Origin of the sequence: Acinetobacter sp. 1000160, assembly GCF_000588715.1 — a bacterium.
Lineage (GTDB): Bacteria > Pseudomonadota > Gammaproteobacteria > Pseudomonadales > Moraxellaceae > Acinetobacter > Acinetobacter courvalinii.
Map to the genome: position 1 here is coordinate 92270 of NZ_JFWP02000001.1, position 16540 is coordinate 108809.

Consider the following 16540-nt stretch of genomic DNA (forward strand, 5'->3'; position numbering starts at 1 on the left):
GCAGGTATCTTGATCGAAATGCTAGGCGTATACTGATGAAGTGTACTGACAATTATATAGGATCAAAAATGCTGATTAAATTTGCAGTTCGATTCATGGGTGTATTGTTGAGTGTATTGGCGTTGGTGGCCATGGTTATCCATTTCTTCTTTTCAAGTCATTTAACAACCGATTTATGGATCATTATGGTCCCGGTGATCTTGGGTATTCCGATGCTCACTTCGGTCGTGATTGCCAAAGATGAAGAGTTAAGCCTGCACTAGTCATACCAATTTAATACTATAAAAGTCCATTAAAAGGTGGGCTTTTACTGTTTTGTATGCGATAACAGGTGTTCCAATAATAAAGGAGTCTAAAGTGGTTATTTCCCAAATCATGACACGTTTAGATCAAGAATATGATTTATTCCTTCAGTCCCAAAGTTATCAGGCGCATAAGAATAGTGAGATAGCGCTTAAAGCTTTGTTCTTTAGCGAAGCGCTAAAAACGCTCAAATATCCACACAGCGATGTGGTTGCTTTAGGCGGCGGAAGCTATAAATTTATTAATTTTAATCATTTTGAGTTGAATGTAAATTTATTCGATACTCCGCAGTTCAAGAATAAAACAGGCTTTATCCACTGGCTTTCAGACATCTTGCACAAAAATATTTATGGGCACTGATTATTTTTTTATAGAGTGACCCGGCTTAATATAAAGCGCTCATCTTCATTGCTGATTTTGAGCGTTTTTTTATCCGCATAAATAAAATAATCCCATACAAAAAACGCTCGGACTATTCTTAATTTTTTCCGTAGATATCTACCGCATACTGCGACTGCTTCTTTCGCTGAAAAGTCAGATCGAGAGATCTTTGCTTCATTCGATTACTTAAAAAAACATGGCTTACTTTTTATAACCGAATCCTTATGTTTTGCAGCACTTTATCTGGTTAGCTTATTTACTAAGCATTTTTGATGATTTAGCTAAGGAGAATAAGATGGACTCTATCCAGTTTTCAGATTGCGCCAAAGCTTGTCTGGTTTGTTCATTGGCCTGTACCACTTGTGCATCCGCCTGTTTACAAGAAGAAAAAGTCGAAATGATGCGGGAGTGCATTACCCGATGTCTGGAATGTTCGGATATCTGTATGTTATGTGCCAAAGCTCATCAACGAGAATCAATCTTTCTGGCGGATATGTGCCAGATCTGTGCAAAAATATGTGACTGGTGCGCTGAAGAGTGTATCAAACATGCTTCTGAACATTGTCAACAGTGTGCCGAAACCTGCCATCAATGTGCCATAGAATGTAGACGAATGGCGGCTTAAGCTGTTCACTGTCTAGCTTGAGATAAGCAGCTTATTTGAGCTGCATATAACAATATCAGGCTGCAAGGAAAGGTATCAAAATAAGGCTGTTGTTGGAAAGCTTATCAATAGATAAGCTTTTTTTATGCATTCAAAAATTCAAGTTACATAAACTCCATGTAAGTGCTGGGTTTTTGATCAATGATTACCGATGCAAACAGCCAAAAATAACAAGATTACTTAACATGAAAACTTAATTATTAAATGAGAGCATTATCAAATGACGAATAACTTTGAAAAAAACTTTAAAAAATCTCCTAGCTTAACTGTTACAACTTCGAGCATTGATCGGTTTAGCCCAAAGTTTTGGCGAGTTGATGGCCCGCAAACCATGTCTTTTGCCATTACCAATTTTGCTAACGGTTTTGAAGCCTTTTTCCGTTCCCGCACCACTACTGACCTAGTGGGGATTAGTTGGGATTCTTATGATGCAAAAGATCATCAGTTTCTTGCCTATGAGACCAAATATGATTACAGCGGTACAATCTGGGATTTTGATATTGAATTGTCGGCCAGTATGCCAACGTTAAATAATCCCGCTTTAACGCCGACCTTGACTGTGCAATATCATGAAAATGGAGTAGATAAGGTCGCTTATATCGTGCTGTTTAATTATGCCGATCAGCCTGCTTCACGATCAGCCCATATTCATATTAATTGGGATAGCGTCAAGTCGGGCTTCTCTGCAACAGATCCATTTCCTGTCAGTAACATTCAGCGTATTTCTTTCTCTGGATTTACCCTCAGTTATAACGGACATTCAACTCTGCCATTAGCACAGGCAGAAGAGGGATATATTCGGGTAACCAACTCCGTGACTACCGGCCCGAATGCCAAGCTGGCTTTAAATCAGGTCTCAGTACCTGCGCATGAGTATGGCCTATGTACCAGTTATGATGATCATTATGATCTCAACCCACAGCGATTGGTTGATAACATGGCGGCTTTGGGTTATCACGGTCTAATCAATCACTATTGTGGCATGTCGAAGTATCCTGAAATGGCATGGAATGCTGATATCAACAAATGGCAGATTCCTGATCCGTTAGTCAGCAATGCCAATGTCGTTAATCCATGTACTCGAAAATGGCACGAACATTTTGCCCAGGCACTCCATTGTGCCGATATGCAGCCTATCTTTGGTGTGAGCTTTGAAATGTATTCCTTAGGTGCTAATGAATACTGGGCTCAGCGGGACTGGAATAATAATCTGGGTCGAACAGGCTATGAGCCACCAAGTTACTTCTTTAGTCCATGTGATCAAAATGCGCAGGCTTATTTACATAAAGCCTTTATTGAGTTTGCCGATACCCTGGTTGCCGGCGGGTGTGAAGTGAATATGCAGATTGGCGAACCGTGGTGGTGGTATAACCAAGGTACAGATCTGCCATGTGTCTATGATTACCCAACCAAACTGGCTTTTAATGCGGATACCGGTTTATATGCGCCAGATCTGGGCACCATTTATGAAGCGATGAACAAGACCGGAACGCCGTATGATCAGTTTAAAAGCTGGTTAAGAAACAAGTTAGGGCAAACCTGTCAGGATATTCGGTCGGTGCTTAAGACAAAATACCCACAGGCAAAAGTATCTCCGCTGATTTTCTTCCCGACCATTCGCACCCCAATTGAAACTTTGGTGACGGATATCAATTATCCACGTGAATATTATGCCTATCCAAATTTTGATTATCTGATGACGGAAGCTTATGACTGGATTTTAGAAGCGCGTTTGGGATTGGCACATCAGGCTGTGGCTGAAATTCCAACTCAGGATTTGAACTATCCGGAAGATAAGGTTGCGTATCTGGCTGGGTTTGTGCCTGACTCGTCCATTGCACATTTATATGGATTTGACGCGAGTAAACCTTACCAAACACCGATCTGGCAGCGTATCTTTGGTGATATGCAAAATAATCAACCTTTGGGACTGATGAAACAGTTCATCTGGGCCTATCCTCAGGTTATGGCCGATTCAGTCACCATTGATATTGCACAGGCTCCAAACGGTTTCTTTGTAGGGCAGAGCTTATATTCCCCAATTAGTGACGATACACCGTATCCACCTGAAATTTATTTATAAAATTAATCTCATAACGAAAAAGGCTTTGAGCTGCAAAGCCTTTTTTGAGATAGATGACTGACAAATATAAATAAAATGGAGCCATCAAAAGCCGAAGACTAAACTTTACGAAATAGACAAGAAACTGAAAATGAAATTGTCACTTATTCAAATGAAAACTGATATACACTTACTTGTATTAGTTTCCAGAATTTAAAAGATCCTTATGAAAAACAAGATTCTATTCTTTGGTTTGATTGCAATCCTTTTTACAGGTTGTAATAAGCAGCCTGAAGTAAAGAGTGAAAAGGCTCAGGAAAGCTTCGAGAGCGTAGACAATAAAATTTCCGAGTACATGGATATTCTGGATAATCCTGACACACCTAAACAACAGCAGACCCAAGTGCTTTGTGAGGACTATCCGAAGTTATATGAATCGAAATATATTCCAGCCTTGTTAAAGGTGGCGCCAAAAGATTACACCAAAGAAAAATTGATGAATGATTTGAAGATTTCGACAGATTACTATGCTGAAAAGCTGGATATCATCTGTAAATAAACAATAACGAACTGCAATAAAAAAGCTCCAATATGGAGCTTTTTCTCTGTATATAATTTGATATATTCATCACATAATGTTAATCATTAGGCCTATTCAGGGGACAATATGAGTGAGACCCAATCCCAACTGAGAGAAAGCACAACCAATACGTTTGTTGCCTGGGTTGTTATTATATTAGGATGTATTGCTGGCCTTGCCTTTATTGTACTCTTTGGGCAAATCGAAGTCAGAAATGAGAATCTGGATATTGTTCAAGTCTGGTCTGGAAAAATTATTGCTGTTGGGCTCGGCATTATTATGAACGGGCTATTGTTTGGCTATCTATTGCTGAAGGTGAGTAGTATTTTGCAATATTATGAGCAAAGAAAAATAACAAACATTGCAGACTAAATGCGATCCGTATACAAACCATAAAAATTTACCATCATTTACACATGCTATATCTACCTCTAAATGTTGGGGGAGATATTTATGTGGACAATAATAATTACGCTGGTCATTGGTTTATTGATCATATTATTTGCCAGAAAATTTCAAAATAATGAGAGTTTATCTACCTCTGCTTCAGAAGATGCCTCTTTTGTTGATAATGTCTTATATACGTTCGAGATTGTGAGTGAATCTTCTTATCAGACTAATTTAAAAACAATTGTAGAAAACACAGTTCCTGCATCCAAATTGATTGAAGTCGCGGCGAGAGTGCTGTCTGAACCTTCCAATCCATCTGATCAGCATGCCATAAGGGTGGAAGTTCAAGGTTTAACGGTCGGTTATCTCAATAGTCAGGATGCAAAGCAATTGGCTGGGCATAATATTGATAAAAAAGTGTCAGCAGCAATCACGTCTCGAAAACAAACTAATCCTGATCAGGTAAATTACACGGTAAAACTTGCTTTAAAACAGTTAGATGATTTGCGTTAAGCTGTACTTATCAATCAAGCTGCATACAGAATTTCTTGATATGCGCCAAAATATGTCGTTTAGTTCAATTTTAACACTTGAAAAAGTGGAAATAGAACATATTATATTTTTTTCTTATTCTGATATCACAGGCGGAATACAGTGAACGAAGAAATTTTGTTACCTGCATCACGAGCTACTGCAATTTCAAATGCCAATGTTAAAAAATTAACTGTAGATAAAATTCTCTCCAAGATTTCAAGTACCATTAAATTAAGAGCCAATGACGGCGATCGCGATGCCTTACAACAATTTTCCAAGCATGAAGTCAGTAGTGAGGACGCAGACATCGTAGTCTCTGAGTTAAAAGCCGCAGGTTACCGCGTGTTTTTGAATCCTAATTTTACCAATACCAATATCCAGTTTCAGCTTGAGTGGGACTGAATAAAAAGAGCAAAAAAGCCCTAAATTTTTAGGGCTTTTTTTATGTGATTTATAAAATATTGCTGGTTATATAATGCGAGATAGGAGCCTGAGTTCATTGAGAAGATAAGATTCTTTTATCCTAAAATGTTAATAAAATATGATTATAATGTTGAAAAATAGGCCATAGAGCAGAACAATGAGCTTAAAAGGGGTGATGCTTGTAATTTTGGGGATCCTATTATTATGTATGGGCTACCTGTATCTGGATTATAGACAAACAGGAGGCTATCAGCGCAATAGTGATGGTTATTATGGTTATTCCTTTCCAGCGGACAATGGCTTAAAGAAGGTAGAAGATTGTAAGCTGGCAAATACCGAATACCCCCGTGAAGCACCTGTGTCTAAAGAATGGATGGAAGGGTGTAAGAAGTACTTCGAAATCCATTAAAAAAGCACCCGAAGGTGCTTTTTTAATATTTTATTTAAACTTTGTTTTCATGCTCTGGCGTAAGTAATTGAAAATCATGACCTGATGGTGCTTGATAAATTCTCAGACCAAACTCCGGAATAATCGCAATCAGATGATCGAAAATATCTGACTGGATGGCTTCATAAGCGGCCCAGGCAATGGTATTGGTAAATGCATAGATCTCTAATGGCAGACCTTCGCTTGTTGGCTGCATTTGACGTACCAGAATGGTCTGGTTTTGTGCAATCCCTTGATGCTGGCGTAAATAAAATTCAACGTAAGCACGGAATGTTCCAAGGTTGGTTAAGCGGCGCTGGTTATAACGCGACTGGTTACTCAAGTGATTATTGAACTCTTCAATTTCAGATTTCTTGGCATCCAGATATTGATCCAGTAATAGAAAATCTTTTAGCTTTTGCTGCTCTTCGTCACTCATGAAATGAACGCTACTTTGATCGAGGAAAAGAGAGCGTTTAATACGACGACAGCCGGACTCACTCATACCACGCCAGTTTCTAAAGGTATCCGTCACCAGTTTGTTAGTGGGGATGGTGGTAAAAGTCTTGTCAAAGTTCTGTACGGTCACCGTATGTAATGACATATCAATGACATCGCCATCCGCATTTAACGATGGCATTTCAATCCAGTCCCCGATACGTACCATGTCATAAGAAGCAATCTGTACGCTGGCAACTAACGAAAGGATAGTGTTCTGAAATACCAGCATCAGCACTGCTGCCATGGCACCAAAACCGGCAAGCAGGGTAAACACATCTTTCTTGAGGAAAGTTCCCAAGATCATCAAGCCACACACCACAAACAGGATCAGCTTGACCAGCTGTAGATAGCCTTTGATGGGCTTGTTTCTTGATTTTGGATTGCGCTGATAAATCAGGTTAAAGATATTTAAAGCTTCACTGACCGTAAGGGCAAGTGTAAGGAAAATGAATGCTTGCGCCCCCATTTGTACCAGACTTACGATTTTTGCAGGCAGATGAGGAATCGTGCTGATACCATTCATGATAACGATGGCAGGAACAATATTTGCAAAACGGCGAGTAACACTGTGTTGTGCAAATATAGATTGGTTTGGAGACTTAAATTTTGTAATCAGATGGCGAATGCCACGAACAATAATTCTTTTCGCAATAAAGTTCGCAAGCGCTGCAAATAAAATTAAAACAGCTAAGGATAATATCATCTCAAGCCAGGGATAATGACTTAACTCAACCCGAATATCACGGATAAAACCTAAATAATCCAAACGAATACACCTTACATTTCTTTTAAGACAGAATTGTAAGGTGTATTTGATATTTATAATAATCTGATCACAGTTTATATACGTTCTGTAAGGCGTTTTTACATAACGCCGTGGTGTTTTACCACATCAAGTCATCAGGAATCACATAAGCTGCGTATGGATCTTCCTCATCGGTGGCCTGATCATTTTTTTCGCTATTGTTATTCACCAAGATAAAACCTGACATTTTCTGGTCAATCTTGTCAGCCAGCGCTTTAGGCAGATAAGCATAACTGTCCTGATCCTTGGCAATCACCAGTGAGCCTGAAACAAGGGCGTTATAAACCTGTTGTGAAAGATAGACTTTCTTGATTTTACCTTCATCAATAAATTGATAAGTCACATCACCCTTAATATCTTGTACTTTATGCTGCTTAATCATTTGGATAATCGAAGCTTTTAGGGCTTTCTCTTCTAGAATCTTTTGCTTTTCCAGATTCAGCGCCTGATCTTTGGCTAATTTTTCCTGTTTGGCACGATCAATTTCCGCCTTCAGAGTCGCATCATCATTTTGTCCAGTCCGTTGCCCGTGTTGAGCCTGTTTGGTCAGTTTTTTCGCTTTTTTATTATCCACCAAACCAGCTTTTAATAATTGGGCCTGCAATGCATTTTTAACCATAATTCAATCCAGATGTGAGTTTGATGAAGAACGAAAATAAAAAATCCAGTATGTCATACTCATCCCCAGACTTAAGCCGGCAGGGATGAGAAAACTATTTAATTTTAAATAAGGATAAAGTGCACTCGCAATGAGTCCACCCAATAAAAAACCGATAAAGATAAGCAGATGTAGAAAAATCCGGCGTTTTTCTACATGTAAGCCACGGGCTTTATATCCTAAAGCCAGACCTATATCGGTGAGAACGCCTGAAAGGTGCGTTGTCCGGATAATCGCACCTTTGTAGTGACTGACCATGGCATTCTGCACGCCCATGGCTACACACGCCCAGAGCAGGCCATAACGGGGGAAGTAAGGCAGCAATAACCAGGTCAGGAACAGAAAGATAGCCACCAGGCTCAGAGGAAGGCCGTAACGACGACCAAAGGCCAGATTGCCATTCCCCAGAATCAGGCCACTATAGAATGACCCTGTGATAAAGCAGAGAATGACCAGACTGAGATAGATAAAATGTTCAGGCTGCCAGTCCAGCAAACTCATGGCCAGAATGCTGACATTGCCTGTCATGTGTGAAACAGATTGATGCAACACGGTAAATAAGCCTAAAACGTTTACCATTCCTGCATTCAGTGCAAGAAAAAAAGCACCAAGTTGAATCCAGTTGGGTAAACGTTGAAGTGGCATATATACCTATGGGTTTTGACGGTCTCTAAAATCTACAGCAGCGGTAAAGAGGACATCGGTTGATGAGTTTAGCGCTGTTTCTGTTGAATCCTGCAATACACTGATAATCATACCAATCGCAACGATCTGCATTGCAATTTCAGATGATATACCAAACAGGCTACAAGCAACAGGGATCAGGAGCAAAGAGCCACCCGCAACGCCTGAGGCACCACAGGCAGAAATAGCAGCAACCACAGATAAAATAATCATGGTGCTTAGGTCAACAGGAATACCCAAAGTATGCACGGCCGCAAGGGTAAGTACCGTAATGGTCACGGCAGCACCTGCCATGTTAATGGTCGCACCGAGTGGAATAGACACACTTGCAGTGGCTTCATGTACACCCAAACGGTGAGCCAGATCCAGATTCACCGGAATATTGGCTGCAGAGCTACGGGTAAAGAATGCGGTGATGCCACTTTCTTTGAGGCAGGTAAATACCAGCGGATAGGGATTGGCTTTCATGGTAATCGCAACCAGGATCGGGTTGATCACCAGCGCGACAAACAACATGGTCCCAATTAACACGAACAGGAGATGTGCATAGCTTTGTAATGTCGCCAAGCCTGCATCGGCAAAGGTCACCGCAACCAGACCAAAAATACCGATTGGGGCAAAGCCAATCACGGTATGAATGATCTTATTCACCGCATCGGCCACATCAGTCAATACCTGTTTGGTGGCATCCGAACTATGACGTAAAGCCAGGCCTAAGCCGATTGCCCATGCCAGAATACCGATAAAGTTGGCTTCACCAATGGCTTGAACAGGGTTGGCAATAAAACTTAAAAGTAAATTCTTTAAAATTTCTGCCAGGCTACCAGGCGCCTGAAGTCCACTTTCAGCAGGTAAGTGTAAAAACAGCTGGCTTGGGAACATGATACTTGCAGCTACCGCACTAAACGCAGCCAACAGCATTCCCACCAGATACAACACCAGAACAGGTCTGATATTAGAGTGCTGTCCAATCTGGAAATTTGCAATCGAAGAAAGGACTAAAACAAAAACTAAAATCGGTGCAACAGACTTTAATGCTTTAATGAATAATTCACCCAATAAACTTAAATAGGGTGTAAAGTTAGGAAAGAGCAGAGCTACTCCGATCCCTAGAAAAATAGCGATAATAATTTTGCTAACTAAACTCAAGCGAGACAATACATTAAACATATAAAGGCCTTATAAACCTATGCACGGTTTAAGGTTAAACAAGCGCGGTATTCTATACCTAAGAACCGTGAATAATAAAATTTTTTTTGCAATTCAATTACTTTAAAAATATTGAAAAAATTAAGACAATGTTTTTAAAAAAAAATTAAGAAAACATGACACATCCTTTTGTATAAAAAATAATCCGGTAAAATTGTTTATTCTACAAGCATATCAGGCGAAAGTGTTTGTATTGCTTGATAATGTGATAGAAAAATCTGGCCTGTGAGTTGCGTGGTCAGTTCAGATTTAACCAACCGGTCCATCACAAAACTTTTCACTTCTGACAAATGCAATTGAATATTTAACTGTGCCAATTCACGGTTAAGATCTTCCAGCATTTCTAAAGCACTCAGGTCAATATTGCTAATACTTGAGCAATTGATCACCACATGTTGTAGAACTGCATTTTGACTGACTTCTGTAATCACATGACCTTTTAACACATGCGCGTTTAAAAAAGTCAGATTTTCATCTACCCGAAAAGCCACCACGGTTGGGGTCGTAATGACATCATAGCGTGACACATTTCTGAAATGCTGGGTCCCTTCAATCAGACCAATCACTGCAATATGCGGTCGGCTAATTTTCCAAAGTAATAGAACAAAGGTTAAAATAATACCAATAATCAATCCTGTCGAGATATCAATACAGGTGACGCCAAAAAATGTTGCCCACATGGCGAGGCCGTCGGCTTTTGAATATTTCCAGGTTTCAATAAAAGGGCTCAGGCGAACCAGCTTCCAGATGGAAACAAAAATGGTTGCAGCCAGCACAGCTAAAGGTAAATTCTGGAAAAACCCCGTAAAATATAAGCTCACAGCGATCATGAACAATGAAGAAAGTACACCCGCAATCGGGGTCTTTGCACCTGCATCGGCATTGACCACAGTACGGGATAAGCTGCCCGATACCGCAAAACCTGAATTTACACCAGCAACAATATTTGCCAGACCTAAAGCAATCAGTTCCTGATTACTATTTAAATCATCGCGTTTTTGCAAAGCGGTGGCCTGAGCTATGGCCAGTGATTCAACAAAACTAATCATGGCAATCATAAAAGCGCTGGGTAACAGTTGCTGGACTAAACTGAGGTTCCATGTTGGAAACTGTAAGCCGGGTAAACCTGTCGGAATGATCCCTACGGTTTGAATGCCCAGATTATTTTCACTCCAAAGGCTGAGTACGACAATGGAGCAGACGACCAGAAGCAGAGGCAGGACTTTGTTGAGGAATTCCGAGCGGATAAATTTGGGAAGCAAAAAAAGTAACAATACCGAGAGCAGGCCAAAGCTCATTCCTGAAACTGTGATCCGGTGAAAATTTTGAGATAAGCTCAGGATAAATTTTGGAATATTTGTGGCTTGTAGCGGAATATCGAGCAGAAACTTGAGCTGTCCTAAGGCAATTAACAGGGCCGATGCAATGATAAAACTCTGAATCACCGGATGACTAATTAACTGGATTAAGAATCCGAAACGTAATAGCCCCAGAATCATCGAAATGATGCCCACCAAAAGCGCCAATAAGCAGGCAGCTTCTATATAAGCGGTAGAGCCCACGGGAAATAATGGATTTAATGCAGCAAAGACCATCATTGAAATAATGGCAACGGGGCCTATAGACAGCGTTGTACTGGTTCCGGTAAAGGCATAAACAATCATGGGCAATATACTGGCGTATATTCCCATAACTGGTGGTAACCCAGCCAGCATGGCATAGGCCATACCTTGGGGTACCAGCATTGCCAGCACAATAAGCGCGGCAATTAAGTCCGACTTAAAGCTTGAAAACTGATATTCACTTAGCCATTTTCGTGCAGGAAAAAGTCTGGAAACATTTTGGTTGAACAATTTCATGCATCATAGTCTAAATCATAAATTCATATATATTATGCAGAAAAAATGCTAAAGAAAGTGATGCTGATTGTAATTTCCTCAAAAATTATGCTTGAGGGCAATAATGTTCATACAAGGTATTTAAAATTGCTTTTAATTTCGGATCGAGAATGGAGTAAAAAATTTGTTTACCATCACGGCGGGTAGACACTGCATTGCTTTTCCGTAGCATCATTAGCTGTTGAGACAGGGTAGGTTGGAAGATTTGCGTAATCTCCTCAATCTGTGAAACATTCAGCTCTTGTTTAGCTAAATGACACAAAATAATTAACCGATCGGTATTGGCGAGAGATTTAAGTACATTGACGATTGTACCTGCTGATTCTCTCATTGCGTCGATTTCAAAATCCTTTTGCATACTTACACTCGTTACGTTACAGCCGTGGCTAGTATAAAGTCAGCATAGGAGAAAATTGTAGTAAAACTGCATAATTGCAATGGTTTTTAATGAAAATACATATAAGTAAAATTGATAAAACAATTCAAAATGTGGTGTTTTTCTTGATTCTTGTGGATAGTGTGCTTTAGTTATTTTTATGGTGATTAAATGTGTTTTTTGTCGCATTTTGAGAATCAGACCAGTTTTTTAGGCCAAGCTATTCTTTAGTTAAACTGTAAAATAAAATTAAGTGCTTAATATATTTAACAAATATAAAAATATTGAAAAAAAGATTGTGCTTTAATAGAAAGTATATATAATAGAAAACAAGACAGAACGATCTGTCTGCATAAGAAGGATTGGGAGTGCGAAAGTACAACCGCCAGAGGGTAATAATACTTATTATTCTTTTTACACTCAGACGCAAGCGTGAGCCACAATAATAATTATAAATCACGCTTTATTTTTTTCAATTTTTTATTCAGATCTTGCTTAAATTTAATGAATGATTATCCCCTTATTCATAAAGGGATAATCAGGCTTATGCAAATTCTTTTTCAAAATTGATCAGATGCTCAACACGTTTCCAGTATTCATTCATCTCAACGGAATGTCTGTTGACATGGGCTTGAATCGTCATCCCATCCAGAATGCTGACAATCAGCGTGGCGAGATGGGTCGGATTGTGAATTTCAAGATTGGTCAGCAAGTTTTGCACCAGTGCAGTTAACCAGATCTTGTATTGGGTTGCAGGTTGCAAGGTCGATGGATAGATTTTGATGACTTCTTCTAAAGCTTTCTGGAACATGCATCCATTGAAGTCTTCACTATTAAACCATGCAGCATACCATTGAAAAATCGCCTTAAGCTGGCTTAGGTGATCTGACTGGTCACACTCCGCCAAAGTTGCATTCAAAGAGGCCTGAAGGTTGATATTACGTTGTATCAGACACTCTTCAATCAGCTTTTCCTTTGATGGAAAGTATTTATAAAAAGTCATCTTTGCAACGCCAGATTCACTGATAATACGATCGACGCCAATCGAGTTGTAACTGTGCGAATTAAAAAGTCTTAATGCAGTGTTAATAATATCTTCTTTTTTTGACATATAACGCCTCAAGTTAGCCCATCACCAAGAGCACCAAGTTGCATTTCATCATGCAATTTTCGCTGGGATTCTACATGGTATTTAAAAAATATCATAGGGAAAAATAATAATATTTATTTAATTGATCCTTCAGGCTTTCTTTTCAAGGGCAGTATAAAAATTAAAGATATGAATATTTAAGAAATAATCTGGAATTAGTTTATTTAGACGAAGTTTTAAATAAAATCAGAGAAGGTAATGAATGGATGATAATTCATCTAATTGTTTTTACAAGATATGTGCTGTGATGCAAATAATCTTTATCGTTTGGAAAATAATGAGAAGAGTTTAATTGTTGTTTGCTATGGCTTATTTAATTTTTACAGAGATCTTTTTGAAAATTGATTCTGAATCCGGATTTTTAATAAAACTGTAATATTTAAAAGTCAGTTATTTTAGTTAAAATAAATAACTGACTTTAATCGTATAATTTTCTTTTTTACGATTTGTTGGCAGGCGCTGGTAGACCAGCGATCAACTTGACAAAATTTTGATAGAGCATTGATGGCTGGTTTGGCGCATAAACTGAACGCTGAATATTCCCTTTGTCGGTTTCGATTGAAAGCTCGACCTGTTGAGCTTTGCTGAGTTCATATAGAAACGAGCTCGGAACAATAAAACTATTTGAAGAGCGTCTTGGAATCAGGCGATTAATATTTTTCTGCTGGGTTGGGCCAGTCGCCGGATATGAAAATGCTTTGCCATCAAGCAGGAAGGTAATCGCTTTAATATCATAGTAGTCATAGCTGCTGTTGAGCACCGTCTCAACTCTTAATTGCTGTTTCTGTTGCTGATCCCATTCCACAAAGACATTGGGGCAAAGTTCGTTTGCTTTACAGTTTAAAGAGCCTGCTGTCGCCAAATTACCTGCTGATTGTGTCGCAGAGTCGGGCAAGGTCGAGCATCCGCTCATCACAAGACAAAGGCTCATTAAACTTAAGGTTTTTTTCATGTTTTCAACTCTCTAGGGTTCAGTGTTAATGGTGTAGTTGTGGACCAAGAAACTCAAATGGTTTTGATATTTTAAATTGATTGGTGGCATCACCAGCAAAGGTATTTTGTTGATCTTTTCCAAGATCAAGTTTACGCGTTAAACCATCTTTAAAGTTGATTTTCTTTAAATCTACCCAGAATACATTGGGTGAAACGGCCGATTCAAAGAAGTAAAGTTGCTGTTTATGATCCGCAACCGTTCTCCAGCGGGTAGAAGAAATATTCGGTTCTTCTGCAGTATTTAATCCATAAGGTACGGAGGCATTACGAATGACACTAAACACCGAGGCAATGGCATCTTTAGGATTGTCATTTTTGGGAATGGCATTGATATAAAAAGAGGCACGGGCAAAACGGTCAGCTGCGCGGTTAGTACCAGGTAGCATCACCGTTCCACCAATTTGCTGCCAGTAGCTGTTTAATGCAAGTTGCTGATCAAAGGTGGGTGAATTGGTCATGACCTGATATTTTTTATTATGATGAATCACTTGTTTGCCGCCAATGTACTCAATGATTGCACTGTCTCCGGTCTTGTCTGAAATGGATAAATGCAAGGTGGCAAGACGCTGTTCACCTGGCACACTGTCGGTAATCAGGTCAAAAGGTTGTTTTTCTAATGCGCTGACAGCCTCGGCGACAGTCGCATAATTATCCAGTACATATTGCGCCCAGGCCGAAATGCTCAGCTGCGGTTTATTCGAGTGTTTGGTATCGGGATATTGAGATTCACCCAGCCATAAAACATTAGCGACCAATCCGGCTTCATTCATGCCGTCTGTAGTGGAAATATCATAGCCTGTGGCAATCACACTGCCATACTTGGCTTTCCATTTCAGCGATTTAGGGCCGGCATTGCTGTCTCGAACTACGCCACTGGGTAAAATCCACAGGTTGGTACCGACATCCACTTTCCAGTCCATCGATCGGGCAGTAATAATATGATCATTATTTCCGAGATAAACCGCACGGGTACAGGCATGGCTAGTTTGCAAGATCAATGCAGTGGCGAGAAAAGAAAAACCTAATATTTTTTTAAACACAAGTGATACTCCTTGCAGTTATATAAGCATGATTTCTATTCAATATTTTTTTGTAATGAATTAATTTGAGTCTATTTAAAAAACGACTTTATTCAAGCAGTAAAATGTAATCAATATAAAAAGTAGGGATTTATTTTTGTGGATTTTTATTGGCGTAGCCCAAAAGAGAAAAGGCTTCTCTATCGGGCCAGAATGTTTAAGGGGATATGGATTAATTTGGCGGTAATAACATTACAATGGCATTGTTGAGTAACAATGCGATGTCTTCCAGAATATCCGCTTCATTAAAACGTTCATCCAGTAATAGGCTTTCACCATCTGCAATTTGTTTTAAATAAGGCATGAACGCTGCCGAGATACAAACCGTATCACCATTGGCCCAAAACTCGAAAGAATCGTCCTGTTTCCGGTAAAGCAATCTTGAAGCAGGTTCCAAAATGATCTGGTAATCTGCACCAATCACTTCAGCTACATCATTCGCATCTACTTCTTCAGGTTCCGGAATATTGTTTGGATAGCTTGCTTCACTCATGTAGGCCATGATGGCGGCATCAAACTCAGGTGCTTGAGTGAGGTAGTCTAGGAGTTGGGTTTTTAAATAAGCAAACTCAGTGCTATTAATTTCACCTAGATGTGCTGTCTGTTGACGTGAGATATCTGCCAATGGATTCTTGAGCAGGGTGTTTTCTGCAAATTTATCGCTGACCTGATCAATCATTTCAGAAAGATTTGGCATACGGAAACCAAAGGAAAAGGTCAAGCAATCATCTTCAGCAACGCCGTAATGTGATAGACCGGGTGGGACATAAAGTAAGTCGCCCGGTGCGAGTACCTCATCAAAATGCACATCCATGTCAGCCAAAAGCTTTAATGGCTGGTCAGCAATGAACTGGGTTGATTCGTCACACATTTGTCCAAGTTGCCAGCGACGGTGACCGTGACCCTGGATCAGGAACACATCATAAAAATCGAAGTGTTTTCCAACAGAACCGCCTTTGGGCGCATAAGAAACCATGATGTCATCACGACGCCATTGCGGGATAAACGGAAATTTTTTCCATAACTCAGCAATATCGAAGGAGTAATGGTCAACGGCTTGAACCAGTAGTGTCCATAGATTAGGCAATTTCTGGAAGTCGCCTTTGGTGAGTGGTGAAGACTTCACATGCCATTCATTTGGATTCTTGTTTTTTTGACGAATCAGACGGGCAGTAACATGTTCTTCCAGCGCTAGCTCTTGTACGTCCGCTGGTTCTAATAGGCCAATAATTTCAGGCATGGCATTACGAACCAGCAAAGGTTTTTTTTGCCAATATTCATTAAGAAACTGTTCTGCGGTAATGCCGCCGAGTACCGCTAAAGATTGAGACATGGGAAATGAAACCAACAACATTTAAATTGGTGTGTATTGTCCCTTGAGTTGAATGTTGGTGCAAGTCTTGTATGAAAGTGATGAAAACCA

19 protein-coding genes are annotated in these 16540 nt (G+C 39.7%); 9 read left to right on the forward strand and 10 right to left on the reverse strand.

Annotation, left to right across the window (positions count from 1 at the left end):
* Positions 1–68: 68 nt before the first annotated feature.
* The 9 genes from J699_RS17840 (at position 69) to J699_RS0218290 (ending at position 5746) form a co-directional block, all read left to right on the forward strand.
* Positions 69–263: a hypothetical protein gene (locus tag J699_RS17840; RefSeq protein WP_005229981.1), complete on the forward strand. Its 195-nt coding sequence runs from the start codon at positions 69–71 to the stop codon at positions 261–263.
* Between the two features lie 94 nt (positions 264–357).
* Positions 358–663: a hypothetical protein gene (locus J699_RS17835; RefSeq protein WP_032868954.1), complete on the forward strand. Its 306-nt coding sequence runs from the start codon at positions 358–360 to the stop codon at positions 661–663.
* Positions 664–979: 316 nt separating this feature from the next.
* Positions 980–1309, forward strand: coding sequence for a four-helix bundle copper-binding protein (locus J699_RS19025; protein WP_079281804.1), 330 nt, complete (start codon positions 980–982; stop codon positions 1307–1309).
* A gap of 259 nt (positions 1310–1568) precedes the next feature.
* Entirely contained in the window at positions 1569–3431 is a 1863-nt protein-coding gene (locus J699_RS17830) for a hypothetical protein (RefSeq protein ID WP_032868955.1), read from the forward strand.
* A 205-nt stretch (positions 3432–3636) separates the two neighbouring features.
* Positions 3637–3969 (forward strand): hypothetical protein, encoded by a 333-nt coding sequence (locus J699_RS17825; RefSeq protein ID WP_009511753.1) that lies wholly within the window; start codon positions 3637–3639, stop codon positions 3967–3969.
* 108 nt (positions 3970–4077) lie between these two features.
* Complete coding sequence (locus J699_RS17820) at positions 4078–4362, forward strand: hypothetical protein (RefSeq protein ID WP_032868961.1); 285 nt, start codon at positions 4078–4080, stop codon at positions 4360–4362.
* An 81-nt stretch (positions 4363–4443) separates the two neighbouring features.
* The gene (locus tag J699_RS17815) at positions 4444–4893 is read left to right on the forward strand and encodes a hypothetical protein (RefSeq protein WP_032868963.1); all 450 of its coding nucleotides are present in this window, start codon (positions 4444–4446) and stop codon (positions 4891–4893) included.
* Positions 4894–5034: 141 nt separating this feature from the next.
* A complete protein-coding gene (locus tag J699_RS17810; protein ID WP_005229994.1) occupies positions 5035–5316 on the forward strand; it encodes a hypothetical protein in 282 nt (93 codons plus the stop codon).
* 178 nt (positions 5317–5494) lie between these two features.
* The gene (locus tag J699_RS0218290; protein ID WP_032868964.1) at positions 5495–5746 is read left to right on the forward strand and encodes a hypothetical protein; all 252 of its coding nucleotides are present in this window, start codon (positions 5495–5497) and stop codon (positions 5744–5746) included.
* Positions 5747–5780: 34 nt separating this feature from the next.
* On the opposite strand, the gene J699_RS17805 is transcribed toward J699_RS0218290, so the two are convergent.
* The 10 genes from J699_RS17805 to J699_RS17760 all read right to left on the reverse strand — a co-directional run bounded on the left by J699_RS17805 (position 5781) and on the right by J699_RS17760 (position 16450).
* Complete coding sequence (locus J699_RS17805) at positions 5781–7031, reverse strand: mechanosensitive ion channel family protein (protein ID WP_005285342.1); 1251 nt, start codon at positions 7029–7031, stop codon at positions 5781–5783.
* Positions 7032–7149: 118 nt separating this feature from the next.
* Complete coding sequence (locus J699_RS17800; RefSeq protein WP_032868966.1) at positions 7150–7689, reverse strand: DUF2058 domain-containing protein; 540 nt, start codon at positions 7687–7689, stop codon at positions 7150–7152.
* A gap of 3 nt (positions 7690–7692) precedes the next feature.
* Positions 7693–8373 carry a YoaK family protein gene (locus J699_RS17795; protein ID WP_005230002.1) on the reverse strand — a complete coding sequence of 227 codons (681 nt, stop codon included), beginning with the start codon at positions 8371–8373 and terminating at the stop codon, positions 7693–7695.
* Between the two features lie 6 nt (positions 8374–8379).
* A complete protein-coding gene (gene sstT / locus J699_RS17790; protein WP_032868968.1) occupies positions 8380–9582 on the reverse strand; it encodes a serine/threonine transporter SstT in 1203 nt (400 codons plus the stop codon).
* Between the two features lie 197 nt (positions 9583–9779).
* A complete protein-coding gene (locus tag J699_RS17785; RefSeq protein ID WP_032882660.1) occupies positions 9780–11480 on the reverse strand; it encodes a SulP family inorganic anion transporter in 1701 nt (566 codons plus the stop codon).
* 85 nt (positions 11481–11565) lie between these two features.
* Positions 11566–11877 carry an ArsR/SmtB family transcription factor gene (locus J699_RS17780; RefSeq protein ID WP_005285354.1) on the reverse strand — a complete coding sequence of 104 codons (312 nt, stop codon included), beginning with the start codon at positions 11875–11877 and terminating at the stop codon, positions 11566–11568.
* A gap of 562 nt (positions 11878–12439) precedes the next feature.
* Positions 12440–13006 (reverse strand): TetR/AcrR family transcriptional regulator, encoded by a 567-nt coding sequence (locus tag J699_RS17775; RefSeq protein WP_005230011.1) that lies wholly within the window; start codon positions 13004–13006, stop codon positions 12440–12442.
* Between the two features lie 478 nt (positions 13007–13484).
* On the reverse strand, positions 13485–13997 hold the full coding sequence (locus J699_RS17770) for a hypothetical protein (protein ID WP_032868972.1): 513 nt from the start codon (positions 13995–13997) through the stop codon (positions 13485–13487).
* A 25-nt stretch (positions 13998–14022) separates the two neighbouring features.
* A complete protein-coding gene (locus J699_RS17765) occupies positions 14023–15078 on the reverse strand; it encodes a linear amide C-N hydrolase (protein ID WP_032882661.1) in 1056 nt (351 codons plus the stop codon).
* 211 nt (positions 15079–15289) lie between these two features.
* Positions 15290–16450: a cupin domain-containing protein gene (locus J699_RS17760; RefSeq protein WP_032868974.1), complete on the reverse strand. Its 1161-nt coding sequence runs from the start codon at positions 16448–16450 to the stop codon at positions 15290–15292.
* Between the last annotated feature and the right edge of the window lie 90 nt (positions 16451–16540).

Excerpts from the sequence above, each read along its gene's own strand:
- J699_RS17840 (WP_005229981.1), top strand. The coding sequence starts at position 69 with ATGCTGATTAAATTTGCAGTTCGATTCATGGGTGTATTGTTGAGTGTA.
- J699_RS19025 (WP_079281804.1), top strand. The coding sequence starts at position 980 with ATGGACTCTATCCAGTTTTCAGATTGCGCCAAAGCTTGTCTGGTTTGT.
- J699_RS17830 (WP_032868955.1), top strand. The coding sequence starts at position 1,569 with ATGACGAATAACTTTGAAAAAAACTTTAAAAAATCTCCTAGCTTAACT.
- J699_RS17825 (WP_009511753.1), top strand. The coding sequence starts at position 3,637 with ATGAAAAACAAGATTCTATTCTTTGGTTTGATTGCAATCCTTTTTACA.
- J699_RS17820 (WP_032868961.1), top strand. The coding sequence starts at position 4,078 with ATGAGTGAGACCCAATCCCAACTGAGAGAAAGCACAACCAATACGTTT.
- J699_RS17815 (WP_032868963.1), top strand. The coding sequence starts at position 4,444 with ATGTGGACAATAATAATTACGCTGGTCATTGGTTTATTGATCATATTA.
- J699_RS0218290 (WP_032868964.1), top strand. The coding sequence starts at position 5,495 with ATGAGCTTAAAAGGGGTGATGCTTGTAATTTTGGGGATCCTATTATTA.
- J699_RS17800 (WP_032868966.1), bottom strand. The coding sequence starts at position 7,689 with ATGGTTAAAAATGCATTGCAGGCCCAATTATTAAAAGCTGGTTTGGTG.
- J699_RS17795 (WP_005230002.1), bottom strand. The coding sequence starts at position 8,373 with ATGCCACTTCAACGTTTACCCAACTGGATTCAACTTGGTGCTTTTTTT.
- sstT (WP_032868968.1), bottom strand. The coding sequence starts at position 9,582 with ATGTTTAATGTATTGTCTCGCTTGAGTTTAGTTAGCAAAATTATTATC.
- J699_RS17785 (WP_032882660.1), bottom strand. The coding sequence starts at position 11,480 with ATGAAATTGTTCAACCAAAATGTTTCCAGACTTTTTCCTGCACGAAAA.
- J699_RS17780 (WP_005285354.1), bottom strand. The coding sequence starts at position 11,877 with ATGCAAAAGGATTTTGAAATCGACGCAATGAGAGAATCAGCAGGTACA.
- J699_RS17775 (WP_005230011.1), bottom strand. The coding sequence starts at position 13,006 with ATGTCAAAAAAAGAAGATATTATTAACACTGCATTAAGACTTTTTAAT.
- J699_RS17770 (WP_032868972.1), bottom strand. The coding sequence starts at position 13,997 with ATGAAAAAAACCTTAAGTTTAATGAGCCTTTGTCTTGTGATGAGCGGA.
- J699_RS17760 (WP_032868974.1), bottom strand. The coding sequence starts at position 16,450 with ATGTCTCAATCTTTAGCGGTACTCGGCGGCATTACCGCAGAACAGTTT.